Source organism: Streptomyces sp. NPDC093252 (assembly GCF_040683675.1).
In the GTDB taxonomy this organism is placed as follows: domain Bacteria; phylum Actinomycetota; class Actinomycetes; order Streptomycetales; family Streptomycetaceae; genus Streptomyces.
On record NZ_JBFBEM010000015.1, the window covers coordinates 138,701 to 158,003 of the forward strand.

Consider the following 19,303-nt stretch of genomic DNA (forward strand, 5'->3'; position numbering starts at 1 on the left):
ATGCCGTCACCGCCCCGCAGGGGTCGCCGTCTCAGACCCCCGGCGTCACTTCACGCGCCCGTACCAGACACTCTTGGTCCAGATCTTCTGGAGCCGCACCACGTCGCCGGACTTCGGCGAGTGCCAGATCTTGCCCTTACCGGCGTAGATCCCGACGTGGTAGATGTTCGAACCGGAGTGGAAGAACACCAGGTCACCCGCCTTGCGGCTGCCTGCCGAGATGTGCTTCGTCTTGTTGTACTGCTGGGCGGCCGTACGCGGCAGCTTCTTGCCGGCCTTCTTGAAGGCGTACAGCGTCAGCCCGGAGCAGTCGAAGCGGCTGGGTCCGGTGGCTCCCCACTTGTAAGGCGCTCCCTTCTTGGAAGCCGCCACCTGAAGTGCCTTGGTCGCGTGCGTGGCAGCCGATGCCTCCGAGGCGAACCCCGGAACCACCACGCTGCCGCCCACCGCGGCGAGCGTCAGCGCCGATGCCGTACCGGCGCGTGCCATGAGCGACGGGACACGATTGAGCGCGGTCATGCGCAACCCTTCGTCAGCCGCCTGTGAAGGATGACCTGTCGGATTCGGGCTGGCGAAGTAGCCCGGCCGCCCGAAGGCGGCTTCACCCCAAGGACCGCTCGAAGCCGAACTGCGCTCCGGCGACCCGTCATGCCTGGGTCCTCCACTCCTGCCGATCCACTCCTGTCGACCGGGCATCCGGGCGGCGGCAGGACTCGGCGTCCGCCCGGACCGCCCCGCCGCGGTGGCGGGGTCTTGTCGTCAGTCAGGGATCTTCACCTACCCGTGTCCGAAAATCCCAACGGAACCGAGGATTTGTGGCGTTACTCACCACTCACCCGTTCGGGTGGACATCCGGGTGTGCGAACGCGTGTCACGATGCGCGCACGCCCCGGACCAGCACCGGAGCCCTCTCAAACCCCGTTCCGGGGGCGCGTTCGGCGAGCGAGCCGGGTCGTCAAAATGACCATCCGATACGCCGAACGGACGTAATCCATTTGGTCCGTTTGACACCGGAGTCCGGCATTCCGAGTAGTTCGGCGCGGGGCGGGCGGGGTGCGGTCCCCGGCCGTCCGCGCCTCAGCCGTCGGAGCGCGGAGGAAGCGAGACCCGCGCGGTGCGGCGCTCGCCGTCCAGGACGCGCAGCGCCCGCGCGAGGGTCGCCGAGGACAGTTCCGACTCGCCCCGGTGGTGCATCAGCGCCAGCGCGTCCCGCAGCAGGGCCGCCTTCGCGACCAGCGCCTGGGCGGCCCGCAGCGCCGCGTAGGTGTCGCCGTGCCGCGCCGGGTTGATCCGGCCCAGCAGATCGGCCGCCTCCAGATAACGGTCGATCAGTTCGCCCTCCGCCCGGGTCAGCGCGGGCAGCGGCGGGTGCTCGGGCGGCAGGGTCATCCCCGGCCCGCCCTTCCTCCGTTGCCCCCCGTCGCCTTGCGGCTCTCGACGACCCGGTCCACCAGCCCGTACTCCAGCGCCTGCGGCGCGGTGAGCACCAGGTCCCGTTCGATGTCCGCGCTCACCCGCTCCCGCGACCGGCCGGTGTGCAGGGCGAGCATCTCCTCCAGGCGGGCGCGCACCCGCGCCAGCTCGGCGGCCTGGAGGACGAGGTCGCTGGTCTGCCCCTCGATCGGCTCCGGCAGCGACGGCTGGTGGACCACGATCCGGGCACCGGGCAGCGCGAGCCGCCTGCCGGGCGTCCCGGCCGCCAGCAGTACCGCCGCCATGGCCCCGGCCTGCCCCAGGCAGACCGTCTCCACCTCGCAGCGCACGAACCGGATCGTGTCGTAGACCGCCGACATCGGGCCGAACGAGCCGCCGGGGGAGTTGATGTAGAGGGAGATGGCGCGGTCCGGGTCCTGGTACTCCAGATGCATGAACTGGGCCATCACATCGTTGGCCGCGATGTCGTCCACGGGGGTGCCCAGGAAGACGATCCGCTCCTCCAGCAGCTTGGCGTAGGGATCCAGCGTCCGGTGCCCGTGGCCGGTGCGCTCGGTGAACTCGGGCAGGACATGACGGGCGGACGGGCCGTCCATGGCGAACGCCTCCTTGGCAGGGCTGCTGGACGGCGCCCCACGCGGGCGCCGCTTCTGTAAAAAATGTACAGGACGTACGTTGTCTTGGCGATGGTCGCTCCGCCGCCCCGGCGTCCGGGAGCCCCGCTCCGTAAGCTGGGGGCATGGCCTACGAGATTCCGGTGACCCAAGCACGGGCCGAACTGGCGGAACTGATCAACCGGGTGGTCTACGGCGGTGAGCGCGTCGTGGTGACCCGGCACGGCAAGCCCTTGGTCGCCCTGGTCTCCGCCGCCGACCTGGAGCGGCTCGAAGCGCTGGGGGAGCCCGGCGAGGAGCAGGTGATCGGCTCCGTCGCGGCGGTGCGCGAGGTCGCCCCCGCGGCGGCACCCGAGCACCGGCGGTTCGGGATCGTGGCGGAGCACCGGGGGCCGAATCCGTCCTAGCCGGAAAGAAATGGGCAGACGAAACGGAACGAAGAGAAGAGAAGCGAAGAGAAAGAGGAGAGACGGGAAAGGGCACGGCTCCCGGTATGGAGCCGTGCCCTTCGTGTGGTCCGCATGGGTCAGCCGACCGGTGCGGGTTCCCGCTCGGCGGCCTGGGGCTGCGCGTCGGGTCGGCGGTTCTTGAGCGCCTTGCCCAGCACGACCGCGCCCAGGCCCAGCGCCGCCCACCAGGCCAGGGTGAGGGCCGGACCGAACGCGCCCGCGCCGTCGAAGTACGACACCGAGCGCAGCAGGGAGGAGCCGGCGCCCGGCTGGAGCCACTGGCCGATGGTGCCGGCGGGGACGGGCAGCAGTTCCGGGGCGGAGGACGCGCCGGAGAACGGATTGCCGATCAGCATCATCAGGATCGCCATGACCCCCATCCCCGGCTTGCCCACCAGCGCCGCCAGCCCCGCGACGGCGGCGCTCACCGCCAGGACGGACAGCCCCAGCGCGCCCGCCTCGGCCCACCAGTTCCCGGTGAGCACCTCCAGCCAGTTGTGCGACACGACCGTCGCGGCGACGCCGACCAGCGCGGCCGACCCGAGCAGCGCGACCACCGTGTAACCGGCGCTCAGCCCGAGGAGGGTGACCATCGCCCCGGCCGCCATGCCCGCCAGGGCCATCGGCAGCACGCTGGAGCCGAATCCCGACCCGCGCGGGTCGCCCGCGGGTGCCGGAACCACGTCCACCGTCCTGACCTGCGTACCGTCGGCCTCGCCCAGCCCGGCCGCCGCCTGCTGGAGCAACTGGGAGACGGCCAGGCCGCCCGCCGACGCGGTCAGCAGCACCGGTCCGTCCGGGCCGATGACGAGTGCCCCGTACACCGTGCGGTCCTCGACCGCGTCCCGGGCGGCGGCCTCGTCGGCGTAGCGGTGGATCTCGAAGGCGCCGTCCTGCGCGGAGAGCTGCTGTTCGACCGGGGCCGTGGCGGCGGCGGGGCCGGCCACGCCGACGGGCAGGTCGCGGGGTGCGGTACGGGCGGCGGGCCAGGCGAAGGCGCACAGGGCGAGCGCGGCGATCACCGGGACGAACAGGACGATCCGCAGCAGGAGCCGGCGTTGCGGCGGGCTGGTGGTGGTGGACATGGGTGTTCCCCTTGAGAGATGAGGTGGAGGCGGAGGCGGGGCGGCGGAGACGGACGCGAAGGCGTCCGGGTCCGACCGGCGGTAAAAAGAAGGATCGTTCGTTTTAAGTAAACCCCACCGTGCGCCGCGTCCGCCGTTCTTGTCAAGAAGGAACATTCGTTTTACGATGGGCGCATGGCACGCGTATCCCAGGAGCACCTCGACGCCCGGCGCCGGCAGATCCTCGACGGTGCCGCGCGCTGCTTCGCGCGGGACGGGTTCCACGCCACGTCCATGCAGGACGTGCTGAAGGAGTCCGACCTCTCCGCCGGGGGCGTCTACCGCTACTTCAGCGGCAAGGAGGCGCTGATCGCGGCCATCGTCGCCGAGGTCCTCGACTACGCCCTCGCCGCCTACGAGGGTGCCGCCGAGGAGGATCCGCCGCCCACCCCGGACGTGCTGATCCCGCGGATCGTGACCCATATGCAGCGGCTGCGGCCGGAGACCCTGAACGGCGAGTGGCTCTTCCCCCGGCTGATGATGCAGGTCTGGACCGAGACCCTGCGGGACAGGGAACTCGCGGCGATGATCGAGCCGGGCGTCACCCGGATCCGCGCCGCCTGGAACACCATCGGCGAGAACTACAAGGCGGCCGGCCTGATGGACCCGGACGCCGACACCGACGCCATGGCCCGCACCCTGCTCGCCCTCGTCCAGGGATACGCCACCCAGCACGCCATGTTCGGCGGTGTGCCGGAGGAGTCGCTCAGGGGCGGGCTGCGGGCGCTGCTGAGCATCACGCCCGCCGAGTCGGGGAGCTGACCCGCCCCGCGGGGACCCGCCCTCCCCGCGACCGGACCGTGTGCCGGACGACCCGAGCCGCCCGCGGCCGGACGGCGTGCCGGGTGACCCGAGCCGCCCGCGGCAGGACCCGTATGCCGGACGACCCGCCCGTCCGCGGCCGGACCGCATACCGGACGCCCCGAGCCTCCCGGCGCCGGATCGTATGCCGGACGACCCGCCCCGCCCCCCCCGCGGCCGGACCGCATGCCGGACCACCCGCCCGCGGCCGGATCGTATGACGGTTAACGTGACCGAAACGCACCGCAATTAGCCTCCCCTCACGCCACCTGGTGTTTCCGCGGTGGCCACGGCCCCCGGACCCCGTACGGCCCGGAGCGAGGATGTGAGGTGGGACGTGCAACTGACCCCGCACGAGCAGGAGAGGCTGCTGATCCATGTCGCGGCCGACGTGGCCGAGCGGCGCCGGGCCCGGGGACTGCGGCTCAACCACCCGGAGGCCGTCGCCCTGCTCACCTCGCATCTGCTGGAGGGCGCCCGCGACGGCCGGACCGTCGCCGAACTCATGGCGTCCGGGCGGGCCGTGCTCGGCCGGGACGATGTCATGGAGGGCGTGCCGGAGATGATCCGCGAGGTGCAGGTCGAGGCCACCTTCCCGGACGGCACCAAACTCGTCACCGTCCACGATCCGATCGTCTGAGGGGGCCGCGATGATCCCCGGAGAGATCCTCTTCGCCGAGGACCCGGTCGTCTCCAACGAGGGCCGCCCGACCACCCGGCTGACCGTGCTGAACGCCGCCGACCGGCCCGTCCAGGTCGGTTCCCACTACCACTTCGCCGAGGCCAACCCCGGCCTGGAGTTCGACCGCGCCGCCGCGCGCGGCACCCGTCTCGACGTCCCCGCCGGGACCGCCGTACGGTTCGAACCCGGCATTCCGGTCGAGGTCGTCCTCGTGCCGCTGGCCGGGGCCCGGATCGTGCCCGGACTGCGGGGCGAGGTCGCGGGTCCGCTGGACGGGGCGGGGGTGCGCGATGAGTGAGATCTCCCGCGCCCGCTACGCCGATCTGTACGGGCCGACCACCGGGGACCGGATCCGGCTCGCCGACACCGATCTGCTGATCGAGATCGAGGAGGACCGCTGCGGCGGCCCCGGACGCTCCGGCGACGAGGCCGTGTTCGGCGGCGGCAAGGTCATCCGCGAGTCCATGGGCCAGTCCCGCGCCACCCGCGCCGACGGCACCCCGGACACCGTGATCACGGGTGCGGTGATCGTCGACCACTGGGGCATCGTCAAGGCCGACATCGGGGTCCGCGACGGCCGGATCACCGGCATCGGCAAGGCCGGCAACCCCGACACCATGGACGGCGTCCACCCGGATCTGGTGATCGGCCCGGAGACCGAGATCATCGCGGGCAACGGACGCATCCTCACCGCCGGGGGCGTCGACGCGCACGTCCACTTCATCTGCCCCCAGATCGCCGACGAGGCCCTGTCCGCCGGGATCACCACCCTCGTCGGCGGCGGCACCGGCCCGGCCGAGGGCTCCAAGGCGACCACCGTCACCCCCGGACCCTGGCACCTCGCCCGGATGCTGGCCGCGATGGAGGCGTACCCGCTGAACATCGGGCTGCTCGGCAAGGGCAACACCGTCTCCCACGAGGCGATGCTGTCCCAGATCAGGGGCGGCGCACTGGGCCTGAAACTGCACGAGGACTGGGGCTCCACCCCGGCCGTCATCGACGCCTCGCTGACCGTCGCCGACCGTACCGGCGTCCAGGTCGCCATCCACACGGACACCCTCAACGAGGCCGGTTTCGTCCAGGACACCCTGGCCGCCATCGGCGGACGCGGCATCCACGCCTACCACACCGAGGGCGCGGGCGGCGGGCACGCGCCGGACATCATGACCGTGGTGAGCGAGGCGCACGTCCTGCCCAGCTCCACCAATCCGACCCGGCCGTTCACCGTCAACACCGCCGAGGAACACCTCGACATGCTGATGGTCTGCCACCACCTCAACCCGGCCGTCCCCGAGGACCTCGCCTTCGCCGAGTCCCGCATCCGCCCGTCCACCATCGGCGCGGAGGACATCCTCCACGACCTCGGCGCCATCTCGATCATCTCCTCCGACGCCCAGGCCATGGGCCGGGTCGGCGAGGTGATCCTGCGGACCTGGCAGACCGCGCATGTGATGAAACGGCGGCGCGGCTCCCTGCCGGGCGACGGCCGCGCCGACAACCACCGGGTCCGTCGCTATGTCGCCAAATACACCATCAACCCCGCCCTCGCCCAGGGCCTCGCCCACGAGGTCGGCTCCGTGACCACCGGCAGACTCGCCGACCTGGTCCTGTGGGAACCGGCGTTCTTCGGCGTCAAACCGCACCTCGTCCTCAAGGGCGGCCAGATCGCCTGGGCGCAGATGGGCGACGCCAACGCCTCCATCCCGACCCCGCAGCCGATCCTGCCGCGCCCGATGTTCGGCGCGATCGGCCGGGCGCCCGCCGCGAACTCGGTCAACTTCGTCGCCCCCCTCGCCGTCGAGGACGGCCTCCCCGAGCGGCTCGGCCTCGGCAAGCGGTTCGCCGTCATCGAGTCGACCCGCGCGGTCACCAAGGCCGACATGCGGGAGAACGACGCTCGGCCCGACGTCCGGGTCGACCCCGACAGCTTCGCCGTGCACATCGACGGCGAACTGGTGGAGGCCGAGCCCGCCGCCGAACTGCCGATGGCCCAGCGCTACTTCCTCTTCTAGGGGGCCCGATGTCCCGAGCGACCTTGCTGCTGCTGGCCGACGGCCGGTTCCCCGCCGGCGGGCACGCGCACTCCGGCGGGGCCGAGGCGGCGGTCCGCGCCGGGCGGGTGCGGGACGCCGCGAGCCTGGCCGACTTCTGCCGGGGGCGGCTGCACACCGCCGGACTGGTGTCCGCCGCCCTCGCCGCGTCCGCCGCGCTCGGGACCGATCCGGTCGCGCTGGACGCCGCCGCCGACGCCCGGACACCGTCCCCCGCCCTGCGCACCGCCTCCCGCCGCCTCGGCCGCCAGCTCCTGCGCGCCGCCCGCGCCACCTGGCCGCAGGGCGCGCAGGGGTACGGGGATCTCGCCCGCGCGTTTCCCAAGGGGGCGCACCAGCCCGTGGTGCTGGGGGTGGTGGCGCGGGCCGCCGGGCTGGGTGCGGCGGACGCGGCGCACTGCGCGGCGTACGAATCGGTGAGCGGGGCCGCCTCCGCGGTGGTGCGGCTGCTGAGCCTCGATCCGTTCGAGGCGAGCGGGGTGCTGGCGCGGCTGGCGGGGGAGATCGACCGGGTCGCCGACCGGGCGGTGGAATGTGCGGGGGAGGGGGTGGTGGACGCGTTGCCCGCGATGTCGTCGCCGCTGCTGGAGATCGGGGCGGAGGTGCACGCGGGGATGGCGGGGCGGTTGTTCGCGTCCTGACCGCCCGGGAGGGGGTTGCCCCCGCCGCCTCTGCCCCTCCCCTCCCCGGGTGCTTCACCCCCGGACCCCCATGCCGGCCCCGGAGGGGCCCGGTCCTCGAACGCCGGACGGGCGGGAACGCGCCCGGACGGAGAAAGGTCAACGCCGATGCATCTCGACCACCAGCACAGCCGCACCACCGCCCTCAGCGCCGACGCCCACCGGCCCGACGGGACCCGGCGGGCGCTGCGGATCGGGCTCGGAGGGCCCGTCGGATCCGGGAAGACCGCGACTGTCGCCGCGCTCTGCCGGGAACTGCGCGACGAACTCTCGCTCGCCGTCGTGACCAATGACATCTACACCCGCGAGGACGCCGAGTTCCTGCTCCGGGAGGCCGTGCTGCCGCCCGAGCGGATCACCGCCGTGGAGACCGGGGCCTGCCCCCACACCGCGATCCGCGACGACATCTCCGCCAACCTGGAGGCCGTCGAGGACCTGGAGGACGAGGTGGGGCCGCTGGATCTGATCCTCGTCGAGTCCGGCGGCGACAATCTGACCGCCACCTTCTCCCGGGGACTGGTCGACGCGCAGATCTTCGTGATCGACGTGGCCGGCGGGGACGACATCCCGCGCAAGGGCGGCCCCGGCGTCACCACCGCCGACCTCCTGGTCGTCAACAAGACCGACCTCGCCCCGTACGTCGGCTCCGATCTCGCCCGGATGGCCGCCGACGCCAAGGCGCAGCGCGCCGAACTGCCCGTCGTCCTCCAGTCCCTGCGCGATCCGGCCGGGGTCGCGGACGTGGCCGCCTGGGTACGGGAGCGGGTCGCCGTATGGCGGGCGTGACCGCCACCGCCCGGATCGTCGCCCGCCGCGACGCACGCGGCACGACCGTGCTGCCGGTGCTGGCCGGGGACGGCCCGCTCGCCCTGCGCCGCACCCGGGGGAGCGGGGACGGAAGCGCCCGGGTCACCCTCGTCGGGGCGATGAGCGGGCCGCTCGGCGGCGACCGGTTCACGGTGTCCGCCGAGGTCGGTGCGGGCGCCGGGCTGCGGGTCGGCTCGGCCGCCGCCACCCTCGCCCTGCCGGGCCAGGGCAAGGAGGAGGCCCGCTACGAGGTCCGGCTCTCCGTCGCCGACGGGGCCGAACTGCACTGGCTGCCCGAGCAGTTGATCAGCGCGGGCGGCAGCGAGCTGTATGCCGCGACCGTCGCCGAGGTGGGCCCGGCCGGACGCCTGGTGCTGCGCGAGGAACAGGTGCTGGGCCGGGCCGGGGAGCGACCCGGCCGCCTCGGCAGCCGTCTCACGGTCCGGATCGGCGGCCGGTGCGTCCTCGACCAGGAACTGCACTGCGGCCCCGGCGCCCCGCCCGGCTGGGACGGCCCCGCCGGGCTCGGCGGCCACCGGGCCGTGGGGCAACTGGTCGTCGTCCGGCCGGAGTTCGCCGGGTCCCCCGTACCGCCGCGGGTGCTGGGGGAGGGGGCGGCGGTGCTGCCGCTGGCCGGGCCCGCCGTGCTGGTCGGCGCGGTCGCGCCGGACGCGCAGCGGCTGCGGGCGGTGCTGGACGCGGCGCTCGCCGAGCTGGGCTGAAACGGCCGGGCGGTCCGATGGGCGGACAGGTCGGTCCGGTTATCGGATTGGCAAAGAACCGTACCCGTGTCTGTTCTCAGCGGGCTCACAGCCGGAAGGATCCCCGTACGTTTCGTATCGAGGTACGGGGAGGTCTCCTGTGCGGGAGAAGAGAGCGAACAGCCGGACCGTCGCGCTCGGTTCGGCCGGGGCGCTGGTCGTCGCCACCCTGCTGGCCGGGGCCGTGACCGCCCCCACGGCCAGCGCCGGGGCGCAGGACACCAGGGGCCACGGCACGGACCGGGAGGCCGTCGGCACCGCCGTCGCCGCCGCCCGCGCCGCGAGGACCGGCATCGACTGGCAGGACTGCCCCGCCGACTGGGGCCTGGAGAAGCCCATCCAGTGCGGCTGGGTCTCGGTGCCGCTCGACTACACCGAGCCGTACGGCAAGCAGATCAAGATAGCCGTCGACCGCATCGGCAGCACCGGCACCCCGGACGAGCGGCAGGGCGCCCTCGTCTACAACCCCGGCGGCCCCGGCGGCTCCGGACTGCGCTTCCCGCGCCGGGTCACCACCGCCAACCCGATCTGGGCGAAGACCGCCAGGGCGTACGACTTCGTGGGCTTCGACCCGCGTGGCGTCGGCAAGTCCGCGCCGATCTCCTGCGTCGACCCGCAGGAGTTCGTGAAGGCGCCGAAGATGGACCCGGTGCCCCGCTCCGAGGCCGACAAACGCGCCCAGCGCACACTGGCCCGGGAGTACGCCGAGGGCTGCTACGAGCGCAGCGCCGCGATGCTGCCGCACATGACCACCCCGAACACCGCCCGCGACCTCGACGTCATCCGGGCCGCGCTCGGCGAGCGGAAACTGAACTTCCTCGGCGTCTCCTACGGCACCTACCTCGCCGCCGTCTACGGCACGCTCTTCCCGGGCCATGTCCGGCGCATGGTCGCCGACAGTGTCGTCAACCCCTCCCGCGCCAAGATCTGGTACCAGGCCAACCTCGACCAGGACGTGGCCTTCGAGACCCGCTGGAACGACTGGCAGGACTGGGTCGCCCGCAACGACGCCACCTTCCACCTCGGCGACACCCGCGCCGAGGTCCAGGACCACTGGCTCGCCCTGCGCGCCACCGCCGCGAAGAACCCCATCGGCGGGGTCGTCGGCCCCGCCGAGCTGATCTCCTTCTTCCAGGGCGCCCCCTACTACGACTCCTCCTGGGTGCCGGTCGCCACCGTCTTCGCGAAGTACGCCGCCGGGGACACCCAGGCCCTGGTGGACGCCGCCGCGCCCGACCTCTCCGACACCGCCGGGAACCGGGCCGCCGAGAACGGCAACGCCGTGTACACCGCCGTCGAGTGCGCCGACGCCAAGTGGCCGACCGACTGGAGGACCTGGGACCGCGACAACACCCGCCTGCACCGCGACTACCCCTTCCTGACCTGGGCCAACGCCTGGATGAACCTGCCCTGCGCCACCTGGCCGGTCCGGCAGAACACCCCGGTCGACGTCCGGACCGGCAAGGGCCTCCCGCCGGTCCTCATCGTGCAGGCCGAGCGCGACGCGGCCACCCCCTACGGGGGCGCGCTGGAACTCCACAAGCGGTTCAGGGGCTCCCGGCTGATCACCGAGAGGGACGCCGGTTCGCACGGGGTCACCGGTCTGGTGAACCCCTGCGTCAACGACCGCGTCGACACCTATCTGCTGACCGGGAAGCTGGACGCCGGGAACGTCACCTGCGCCCCGCACGCGGTCCCCAAGCCGTAGCCCTCTCACCCCGGCCCTGGGGGCGGGGTGAGGCTCAGCGCAGTGGCAGGCGCGGGAAGCGGCGCCGACGTTCGGCCGCCGCCGCCTCGGCCTCCTCCGCCTTGACGACGGCCGCGTACCGGTCGACGTACTCCTGCTCCGACAGGGTGAGGATGGCGTACATGATCTCGTCGGTGATCGCGCGCAGGATCGCCTTCTCGCTCTCCATCCCGGCGTAGCGGGAGAAGTCCAGCGGGGCGCCGAAGCGGATGGTGACCGGGTGCGGGGTGGGGATGATCCTGCCGGGCGGCTGGGCCTCGAAGGTGCCGATCATCGCGCACGGCACCACCGGGACCCCGGCCCGCAGCGCCATCACCGCCACCCCGACCTTGCCCTTGTAGAGGCGGCCGTCGTGCGAGCGGGTGCCCTCGGGATAGATGCCGAGCAGCTCACCCCTGCTCAGCACCCCGAGGCCCTCCCGGATCGCGGCCTGCCCGGCGTCCTTGCCCGAGCGGTCCACCGGGATCTGGCCCGCGCTGCGGAAGAAGAACGCGGTGAGCCGCCCGCGGATGCCGGGCCCGGTGAAGTACTCGGCCTTCGCCAGGAAGGTGATCCGGCGCTTGAGCACCGCGGGCATCAGAAAGTGGTCGGAGAAGGAGAGATGGTTCCCGGCGACGATCGCCGCACCCGTCGCCGGAACATGGTCGAGCCCCTCGATCCGCGGCCGGAAGACCAGCCGCAGCAACGGGCCCAGCAGGACGTACTTGAGCAGGTAGTAGAACACCGCGGCTCCGGCTCCTCGTGTTCGCCCGGGGAGCGATCAGTGTAGGCGGGGAGCGGCCTCGCGGGGAGTGGACGCGGGATGCGTCTGCCGGGTTTCTGCCGGAGGCGGGAGGCTGGGTGCGGGTGCGGGTGCGGGTGCGGGTGCGGGTGCGGGTGCGGGTGCGGGGTGCGGGGTGCGGGTGGTCGGTGGCCGGTGGCCGGTCGCGTGGTTCCCCACGGCCCTTGAGGGGCGGCGCCCCCCCCGCGAACCCGCACCCCGCCCCGGCTCACCCCCTCGTCAGCACATCCCCCAGTGTCCCCACCGCCGTGCGCAGTTCCTCGTCCGTGATGGTCAGGGGCGGGGCCAGGCGGATGGTCGAGCCGTGGGTGTCCTTGACGAGGATGCCCCGGGCCATCAGGAGTTCGCTGATCTCGCGTCCCGTGCCGATCGCCGGGTCGATGTCGACGCCCGCCCAGAGGCCGCGGGCGCGGAAGCCGAGCACGCCCCGGCCGACCAGGTCGGTCAGCCCGTCCCGCAGGACCGTGCCCGCGCCGGCCGCCCGGCGCTGGAACACGCCGGTCTCCAGCAGCCCGACCACCGCCGTGCCGACCGCCGCGGCCAGCGGGTTGCCGCCGAAGGTCGAACCGTGCTCCCCGGGCCCGAGGACGCCTAGCACCTCCCGGGACCCGGTCACCGCCGACACCGGTATGATCCCGCCGCCCAGCGCCTTGCCCAGCAGCACCAGGTCCGGGACGACCCCCTCGTGGTCGACGGCCAGGGTGCGGCCGGTGCGGCCCAGGCCCGACTGGATCTCGTCCGCGATGAACAGACAGCCCGCCCGGCGGGTCAGCTCGCGCACCCCGGTCAGATAGCCGTCGTCGGGGATCACCACCCCCGCCTCGCCCTGGATCGGCTCGATCAGGACTGCGGCCGTCGTCTCGTCGAGCGCCGCCGCGAGGGCCTCCAGGTCGTTGTAGGGGACGATCCGGAAGCCCGGCGTGAACGGGCCGAAGCCGGTGCGGGCGGTCTCGTCCGTGGAGAAGCCGACGATGGTCGTCGTCCGGCCGTGGAAGTTGTCGGACGCCACCACGACCGTCGCCCGGTCGGCGGGCACGCCCTTCACCTCGTACGCCCATTTGCGGGCCACCTTGATGGCGCTCTCCACCGCCTCCGCGCCGGTGTTCATCGGCAGCATCATGTCCTGGCCGACCAGGGTGGTGAGGCGCTCGGCGAACTCGGCGAGGCGGTCGTTGTGGAAGGCGCGGGAGGTGAGGGTGAGCCGGTCGAGCTGGCGGTGCGCGGCCTCGATCAGCGCCGGGTGGCGGTGGCCGAAGTTCAGCGCCGAGTAGCCGGACAGCATGTCCAGCATACGGTGGCCCTCGACATCCTCGACCCAGGCGCCCTCGGCGGCGGCGACCACCACCGGCAGCGGGTGGTAGTTGTGCGCGAGGACCGGCTCCTCGGCGCGGATCAGCTCGGCGGAGGTCCGGGAGGTCCGGGAGGACACGGGGGAGGTGCGGTCGGTGCCGGTGGTCGTCGCGGTCATCAGCGGATCTCCTGGGTGCAGCACTTGATGCCGCCGCCGGCCTTGTGGAACTCGGAGAGGTCGACGGGGACGGGGACATAGCCGTGGGCGTCCAGTTGGGCGGCGAGCGCCTCGGCCCGCGGGGCGATGAAGACATGGCGGCCGTCGGACACCGAGTTCAACCCGAACGCCAGCGCGTCGTCACGGGTCGCGGTCACCGCGTCCGGGTACAGCCGCGTCAGCACCTCCCGGCTGCCCGCCGAGAAAGCCTCCGGGTAGTAGGCGATGTTGTTGTCGTCCAGGACGAACAGGGCGGTGTCGAGGTGGTAGAAGTGCGGGTCCACCAGGGTCAGGCTGATCACCGGGTGGCCGAAGAACTCCTGCACCTCGCGGTGCGCCTCCCGGCTGGTGCGGAAACCGGTCCCGGCCAGCACGTACCGGCCGGTCCAGACGAGATCGCCCTCGCCCTCGCAGACCGTCGCGGGGCGGTGGACGGCGTACCCGGCCGCCTTGAACCAGGTGTCGTAGTGGCCCGACTCGGGGCGGCGCTCGGGCGCGTGGAAGAGGGAGCCGAAGACCCGGCCGTCCACGACGACCGCCGAGTTCGCGGCGAAGACCATGTCCGGCAGACCGGGCACGGGCGGGACGGAGTCGACGGTGTGGCCATGGGCCCGGTAGGCGCCGAGCAGCGCCTGCCACTGCTCCCGCGCCAGATCGACATCGACGGCGACATCGGGGTTCATCCAGGGGTTGATCGCGTACTGCACGGCGAAGTGTCTGGGTTCGCAGACCAGGTAGCGCCGTGGGCGCGGCACACGGGTGTCGGTCACAGAGGGGTGCCTCCGCTTCCTTGCGGTTTTCCTTACGGGTGAGGAGAGGTGAGGAGAGGGGTGGTGAAGGGGTGATGAAGGGGTGAGACCACGGTAGAAAGCGCCGTGCGCGGACGACAAGCGACGAAAGCTGCGTGTCCACGCAGGAACGCTGCGTGTTGATCAGCCTCCGCGCAGCGATGTTGCGCGCGGCGCCGCCCATCGGCCCGCTCCCGCTCCCGGGTCCGCTCCCGCTCCCGGGTCAGGTCCTGCGCTCCCGGGTCAGGTCCCGCTCTCCGGCGCCGCCTGCGTCGCGCCCGCCTCCGGTGATTCCGGGATCAGATGCGACAGCACCATCACACTGATCGTCTTGCGGATGAACGGCTCGGTGCGGATCCGCTCCAGCACCTCCTCGAAATGCCCCACGTCCCGCGCCCGGACATGCAGCAGCGCGTCCGCCGCCCCGGTCACCGTCATCGCGGCGGTGATCTCCGGATGGTTGCGCACCACCTCCGCCAGCCGCCGGGGCGGCGCCGCCCCCTCGCAGTACACCTCGACATACGCCTCCGTGCGCCAGCCCAGCGCCGACGGGGTCACCGTCGCCGTGAACCCGGTGATCACCCCGGTCTCGCGCAGCCGGTCCACCCGCCGCTTCACCGCCGTCGACGACAGCCCGATCGCCGTGCCGATCTCGGCGAAACTGGTCCTGGCATGGGCCATCAGCGCGGTGATGATCTTCCGGTCGAGCGCGTCGAACGATCCCGGGCCCTGGTTCATGGCTCGCACTCTAGCCAGCGAGAACGCCCTTGCCCGGCACATGTGCAGCCGTACGGATTCCTCCTAGACTCCACGTTCATGCTGCGCGCCCTCGCTGTCGACGACGAACGGCCCTCCCTGGAGGAGCTGGTGTACCTGCTGAACGCGGACCCGCGCGTCGGCACCGCCGAGGGCGCCGGCGACGCCACCGAGGCGCTGCGCCGCATCACCCGCGCCCTGGAATCCGGCCCGCACGGCCCCGAGGCCATCGATGTCGTCTTCCTCGACATCAACATGCCCGGCCTCGACGGCCTCGACCTCGCCCGGCTGCTCACCGGCTTCGCCCGGCCGCCCCTGGTCGTCTTCGTCACCGCGCACGAGGACTTCGCCGTCCAGGCGTTCGACCTCAAGGCCGTCGACTACGTCCTCAAACCCGTGCGCGGGGAACGCCTCGCCGAGGCCGTCCGCCGGGCCGCCGAACTGCGCGGCGCCGCCCCGAGGATCCCGGTCAGCGAGCCCGACCCCGACCACCTCCCCGTCGAGCTGGGCGGCGTGACCCGCTTCGTCGCCGTCGATGACATCACCCATGTCGAGGCCCAGGGCGACTACGCCCGGCTGCACACCGCCAGGGGCAGCCATCTGGTCCGCATCCCGGTCTCCACCCTGGAGGAACGCTGGCGCGCCCGCGGCTTCGTCCGCATCCACCGCCGCCATCTCGTCGCCCTGCGCCACATCGGCGAACTCCGCCTCGACGCCGGCACCGTCAGCGTCGTCGTCGGCGCCGAGGAACTCCAGGTCAGCCGCCGCCACGCCCGCGAGCTGCGGGACCTGCTGATGAGGAGGCCCTGAAGGTGCCCCACCCGAACGCCCCGGCCCGGAAGGACTGACCGTGCCCCCCGAGCCCCCCGCCCGCCGGGTCACCGTCACCGGCCCGCCCCGCCGCCCCGGCCGCCGCCACCCCACCGGCCCCTACCGCCCCCGCACCGAGATCGACGAACAGACCACCCTCGGCCACACCTACGTCCGCTCCCTCATCCGCAGCCAGCTCCGCGCCGCGCTCGCCGTCCTCGCCGTGCTCGCCCTGCTCGTCGCCCCACTGCCGCTGGTGTTCGCCACCGCCCCCGACGCCCGCCTGGAATGGGCCGTCCTCGGCTTCGGCGTCTACCTCCCCCTGGTGCTCCTCGCCCGCTGGTACGTCCGCCGCGCCGAACGCAACGAACGCGACTTCGTCCGGCTGGTCGAAGACCGCTAGGCCCGCCCGTGAACTCCGGCTACACCGTCACCGCCGTCGCCCTGGTCGTCGTCGCGACCGTCCTCGTCGGCGCCTTCGGCCTGCGCATCTCCCGCACCACCTCCGACTTCTACGTCGCCTCCCGCACCGTCGGCCCCCGGCTGAACGCCGCCGCCATCAGCGGCGAGTACCTCTCCGCCGCCTCCTTCCTCGGCATCGCCGGACTGGTCCTCGTCCAGGGCCCCGACATGCTCTGGTACCCGGTCGGCTACACCGCCGGATATCTGGTCCTGCTGCTCTTCGTCGCCGCCCCGCTGCGCCGCTCCGGCGCCTACACCCTGCCCGACTTCGCGGAGGCCCGGCTCGCCTCCCAGGCCGTCCGGCGGCTCGCCGGGGCGTTCGTCGTCGGGGTCGGCTGGCTGTATCTGCTGCCCCAGCTCCAGAGCGCCGGACTCACCCTCACCGTGCTCACCGGTGCCCCCGCCTGGCTCGGCGGGATCATCGTCGCCGTCGTCGTCACCGCGACCGTCGCCGCGGGCGGCATGCGCAGCATCACCTTCGTCCAGGCGTTCCAGTACTGGCTCAAGCTCACCGCCCTCCTGGTCCCCGCCCTGTTCCTGGTGCTGGCCTGGCAGGGCGACGGCGCCCCCCGGCACGCCTTCGACGAACCCGCCGCCTTCCGCGAGCAGCGCGCGGTCACCGTCGACGCCACCCTCGAACTGCGCCTGGACCGCCCCCTGACGGTCACCGTCGACGGCACGGTCGACGGCCGCCGCCACACCGGCACCGAGGTGACCCTCCCCATCGGCAGCCACCGCGTCGAACGCGGCACCCGCCTCACCTTCACCGCCGGGGACCCCGTCCCCGCCGCCGCCCGGCGCGACACCGGCGGCGGCCTGTCCACCTCGTTCACCGACGGCCGCCAGGAACGCCCCCTGTACGCCACCTACGGACTGATCCTCGCCACCTTCCTCGGCACCATGGGCCTGCCCCACGTCGTCGTCCGCTTCTACACCAGCCCGCACGGCGTCGCCGCCCGCCGCACCACCGTCGCCGTCCTCGCCCTGATCGGCGGCTTCTACCTGCTGCCCCCGCTCTACGGCGCCCTCGGCCGGATCTACGCCCCCGAACTCACCCTCACCGGCGACGCCGACGCCGCCGTCCTGCTGCTGCCCGAGCGGGTCATCGGCGGACCCGGCGGCGACCTCCTCGGCGCGCTGGTCGCCGGGGGCGCCTTCGCCGCGTTCCTGTCCACCGCGTCCGGCCTCACCATGGCCGTCGCCGGGGTCCTCACCCAGGATGTCCTCCCGGCCCGGGGCGTCCGCCACTTCCGGCTCGGCACCGTCCTCGCCATGGCCGCCCCGCTCGCCGCGAGCGTCCTGGTCGGGGGGCTGCCCGTGGCCGACGCGGTCGGCCTCGCCTTCGCCGTCTCGGCGTCCTCGTTCTGCCCGCTGCTGGTCCTCGGCATCTGGTGGCGCCGCCTCACCCCGCCCGGCGCGGCGGCCGGGATGCTGATCGGCGGCGGCTCCGCCTTCCTCGCCGTCACCGCCACCATGGCCGGGCTCCCCGGCACCGGCCGGCTGCACACCCTGCTGGCCTGGCCCGCCGTCTGGTCGGTCCCGCTCGGCTTCCTCACCATGGTCCTGGTCTCCCTCGCCACCCCCGCCCGCGTCCCCGCCGGGACCGCCGCGATCCTGGCCCGCTTCCATCTCCCCGAGGACCTGGACCAAGGGCATCGGAACCAAGGGAAGCGGAACCCGGGGCATCCGAGTCCGGGGCGTCCGAGTCCGGGGTATCCGGATCCGGAGCATCCGAGCCCGGGGCAGGTGAACCCGGCGCATCCGAGCCCGGGGCGTCCGAGTCCGGCGCAGGTGAACCCGGAGCACCCCCCGGGCCGTGAGGTGAGGATGTGAGCGGATTCATCGCCGGGCTCTGCGTCGCCGTACTGCCGCTGCTCGCCGCCGGGTTCTGGTTCGGCAGACGCACCGCCCGCCCCGCGAGCCTCGCCGGGCTCGGCACCCCCGTGGAGCACGCCACCTTCGCGACCCTGCACACCGCCTCCCTCGCCGCGCCCCCGCTCAGAGCCGGGCTCACCGAGGAGACCGCCCGGCGCTCCGCCCGCCCGCTGCGCACCCTGCTGGGCACCGACGCCCTCTGCCTCACCGACGCCACCCGCGTCCTCGCCTGGGACGGCGTCGGCGGCCACCACCGCGCCGAGATCACCGCCCGCCTCGCCGGACCCCTGGACACCGGCCGCGGCGAAGCCTTCCCGCTGACCTGCGACACCCCCGACTGCCCGGTCCGCTGGGCGGTCGTCGCCCCCCTCACCGTCGACGAACGGGTCCTCGGCGCGCTGGTCGCCTGCGCGCCCCGCGAGTCCGCCGTCCTGGTCCGGGCCGCCGGGGAGGTCGCCCGCTGGGTCTCCGTCCAGCTCGAACTCGCCGACCTCGACCGCTCCCGCACCCGGCTCATCGAGGCCGAGATCAAGGCCCTGCGCGCCCAGATATCCCCCCACTTCCTCTTCAACTCGCTCGCCGTGATCGCCTCGTTCGTCCGCACCGACCCCGAGCACGCCCGCGAACTGCTCCTCGAATTCGCCGACTTCACCCGCTACTCGTTCCGCAAGCACGGCGACTTCACCACCCTCGCCGACGAACTCCACGCCATCGACCAGTACCTGTCCCTGGTCCGCGCCCGCTTCGGCGACCGGCTCGCCGTCACCCTCCAGATCGCCCCCGAGGTGCTGCCGGTCGCTCTGCCCTTCCTCTGCCTCCAGCCCCTGGTGGAGAACGCCGTCAAACACGGCCTCGAAGGGCGCACCGCCACCTGCCGCATCAGCATCACCGCCCAGGACGCCGGACAGGAGGCCCTGGTCGTCATCGAGGACGACGGCGCCGGCATGGACCCGGACGCGCTGCGCCGCATCCTCGCCGGGGAGGTCAGCCCGTCCGGGGGCATCGGCCTGTCCAATGTCGACGACCGGCTCCGCCAGGTCTACGGCGACGACCACGGCCTCGTCATCGAGACCGCCGTCGGCGCGGGCATGAAGATCACCGCCCGGCTCCCGAAGTACCAGCCGGGCGTCCACTCCGCCCCGGGCCCGCCCCGCACCTGACCGGGACCCCGTCT

The 19,303-nt window shown here is 73.1% G+C and carries 20 protein-coding genes, 1 pseudogene and 1 riboswitch; of the genes and pseudogenes, 13 read left to right on the plus strand and 8 right to left on the minus strand.

What is annotated here, in order from left to right:
• Window positions 1-45 precede the first annotated feature (45 nt).
• From AB0O01_RS28815 to AB0O01_RS28825, 3 genes are all read right to left on the minus strand, one after another.
• Window positions 46-519: a C40 family peptidase gene (locus AB0O01_RS28815; RefSeq protein ID WP_365317831.1), complete on the minus strand. Its 474-nt coding sequence runs from the start codon at window positions 517-519 to the stop codon at window positions 46-48.
• 3 nt (window positions 520-522) lie between these two features.
• Window positions 523-729: riboswitch (cyclic di-AMP (ydaO/yuaA leader) on the minus strand.
• A 348-nt stretch (window positions 730-1,077) separates the two neighbouring features.
• Window positions 1,078-1,389, minus strand: coding sequence for a hypothetical protein (locus AB0O01_RS28820; RefSeq protein ID WP_365317832.1), 312 nt, complete (start codon window positions 1,387-1,389; stop codon window positions 1,078-1,080).
• Entirely contained in the window at window positions 1,386-2,030 is a 645-nt protein-coding gene (locus tag AB0O01_RS28825) for an ATP-dependent Clp protease proteolytic subunit (protein ID WP_365317834.1), read from the minus strand. Before AB0O01_RS28825 ends, AB0O01_RS28820 begins: the two co-directional genes overlap by 4 nt.
• Before the next feature lie 143 nt (window positions 2,031-2,173).
• Between AB0O01_RS28825 and AB0O01_RS28830 the strand changes: the two genes are divergently transcribed.
• Window positions 2,174-2,455 carry a type II toxin-antitoxin system Phd/YefM family antitoxin gene (locus AB0O01_RS28830; RefSeq protein WP_365317836.1) on the plus strand — a complete coding sequence of 94 codons (282 nt, stop codon included), beginning with the start codon at window positions 2,174-2,176 and terminating at the stop codon, window positions 2,453-2,455.
• A 119-nt stretch (window positions 2,456-2,574) separates the two neighbouring features.
• On the opposite strand, the gene AB0O01_RS28835 is transcribed toward AB0O01_RS28830, so the two are convergent.
• The gene (locus AB0O01_RS28835; RefSeq protein ID WP_365317838.1) at window positions 2,575-3,582 is read right to left on the minus strand and encodes an ABC transporter permease; all 1,008 of its coding nucleotides are present in this window, start codon (window positions 3,580-3,582) and stop codon (window positions 2,575-2,577) included.
• Window positions 3,583-3,756: 174 nt separating this feature from the next.
• On the opposite strand from AB0O01_RS28835, the gene AB0O01_RS28840 reads away from it, so the two are divergent.
• The 8 genes from AB0O01_RS28840 to AB0O01_RS28875 all read left to right on the plus strand — a co-directional run bounded on the left by AB0O01_RS28840 (window position 3,757) and on the right by AB0O01_RS28875 (window position 11,111).
• Window positions 3,757-4,383 carry a TetR/AcrR family transcriptional regulator gene (locus tag AB0O01_RS28840; RefSeq protein ID WP_365317839.1) on the plus strand — a complete coding sequence of 209 codons (627 nt, stop codon included), beginning with the start codon at window positions 3,757-3,759 and terminating at the stop codon, window positions 4,381-4,383.
• 376 nt (window positions 4,384-4,759) lie between these two features.
• Window positions 4,760-5,062 carry an urease subunit gamma gene (locus AB0O01_RS28845; protein ID WP_365317841.1) on the plus strand — a complete coding sequence of 101 codons (303 nt, stop codon included), beginning with the start codon at window positions 4,760-4,762 and terminating at the stop codon, window positions 5,060-5,062.
• A 10-nt stretch (window positions 5,063-5,072) separates the two neighbouring features.
• Complete coding sequence (locus AB0O01_RS28850) at window positions 5,073-5,402, plus strand: urease subunit beta (RefSeq protein ID WP_365317843.1); 330 nt, start codon at window positions 5,073-5,075, stop codon at window positions 5,400-5,402.
• Complete coding sequence (locus tag AB0O01_RS28855; RefSeq protein ID WP_365317845.1) at window positions 5,395-7,116, plus strand: urease subunit alpha; 1,722 nt, start codon at window positions 5,395-5,397, stop codon at window positions 7,114-7,116. The genes AB0O01_RS28850 and AB0O01_RS28855 overlap by 8 nt, the downstream gene beginning before the upstream one ends.
• Window positions 7,117-7,124: 8 nt before the next feature.
• On the plus strand, window positions 7,125-7,796 hold the full coding sequence (locus AB0O01_RS28860; protein WP_365317847.1) for an urease accessory UreF family protein: 672 nt from the start codon (window positions 7,125-7,127) through the stop codon (window positions 7,794-7,796).
• A 147-nt stretch (window positions 7,797-7,943) separates the two neighbouring features.
• Window positions 7,944-8,621 carry an urease accessory protein UreG gene (ureG, locus tag AB0O01_RS28865; RefSeq protein ID WP_365317849.1) on the plus strand — a complete coding sequence of 226 codons (678 nt, stop codon included), beginning with the start codon at window positions 7,944-7,946 and terminating at the stop codon, window positions 8,619-8,621.
• Window positions 8,609-9,364: an urease accessory protein UreD gene (locus AB0O01_RS28870; protein ID WP_365317851.1), complete on the plus strand. Its 756-nt coding sequence runs from the start codon at window positions 8,609-8,611 to the stop codon at window positions 9,362-9,364. The genes ureG and AB0O01_RS28870 overlap by 13 nt, the downstream gene beginning before the upstream one ends.
• 139 nt (window positions 9,365-9,503) lie before the next feature.
• The gene (locus AB0O01_RS28875) at window positions 9,504-11,111 is read left to right on the plus strand and encodes an alpha/beta hydrolase (protein WP_365317852.1); all 1,608 of its coding nucleotides are present in this window, start codon (window positions 9,504-9,506) and stop codon (window positions 11,109-11,111) included.
• A gap of 34 nt (window positions 11,112-11,145) precedes the next feature.
• Here AB0O01_RS28875 and AB0O01_RS28880 read toward each other — a convergent pair whose 3' ends face one another.
• From AB0O01_RS28880 to AB0O01_RS28895, 4 genes are all read right to left on the minus strand, one after another.
• On the minus strand, window positions 11,146-11,874 hold the full coding sequence (locus tag AB0O01_RS28880; protein WP_365317854.1) for a lysophospholipid acyltransferase family protein: 729 nt from the start codon (window positions 11,872-11,874) through the stop codon (window positions 11,146-11,148).
• A 265-nt stretch (window positions 11,875-12,139) separates the two neighbouring features.
• Window positions 12,140-13,399: an ornithine--oxo-acid transaminase gene (gene rocD / locus AB0O01_RS28885; RefSeq protein WP_365317856.1), complete on the minus strand. Its 1,260-nt coding sequence runs from the start codon at window positions 13,397-13,399 to the stop codon at window positions 12,140-12,142.
• Window positions 13,399-14,328, minus strand: a complete 930-nt coding sequence (gene ddaH, locus AB0O01_RS28890; protein ID WP_365317858.1) for a dimethylargininase — start codon at window positions 14,326-14,328, stop codon at window positions 13,399-13,401. Before ddaH ends, rocD begins: the two co-directional genes overlap by 1 nt.
• 141 nt (window positions 14,329-14,469) lie before the next feature.
• A complete protein-coding gene (locus tag AB0O01_RS28895) occupies window positions 14,470-14,964 on the minus strand; it encodes an Lrp/AsnC family transcriptional regulator (RefSeq protein ID WP_365317860.1) in 495 nt (164 codons plus the stop codon).
• Between the two features lie 78 nt (window positions 14,965-15,042).
• Between AB0O01_RS28895 and AB0O01_RS28900 the strand changes: the two genes are divergently transcribed.
• The 4 genes and pseudogenes from AB0O01_RS28900 (at window position 15,043) to AB0O01_RS28915 (ending at window position 19,289) form a co-directional block, all read left to right on the plus strand.
• Window positions 15,043-15,792: a LytTR family DNA-binding domain-containing protein gene (locus AB0O01_RS28900; RefSeq protein WP_365317861.1), complete on the plus strand. Its 750-nt coding sequence runs from the start codon at window positions 15,043-15,045 to the stop codon at window positions 15,790-15,792.
• 40 nt (window positions 15,793-15,832) lie between these two features.
• Window positions 15,833-16,195 carry a hypothetical protein gene (locus AB0O01_RS28905; RefSeq protein ID WP_365317863.1) on the plus strand — a complete coding sequence of 121 codons (363 nt, stop codon included), beginning with the start codon at window positions 15,833-15,835 and terminating at the stop codon, window positions 16,193-16,195.
• A gap of 8 nt (window positions 16,196-16,203) precedes the next feature.
• Window positions 16,204-17,898, plus strand: a pseudogene (locus tag AB0O01_RS28910) (cation acetate symporter); the annotation flags it as partial.
• A 185-nt stretch (window positions 17,899-18,083) separates the two neighbouring features.
• Window positions 18,084-19,289 (plus strand): histidine kinase, encoded by a 1,206-nt coding sequence (locus AB0O01_RS28915; RefSeq protein WP_365317864.1) that lies wholly within the window; start codon window positions 18,084-18,086, stop codon window positions 19,287-19,289.
• The last annotated feature ends 14 nt before the right edge of the window (window positions 19,290-19,303 follow it).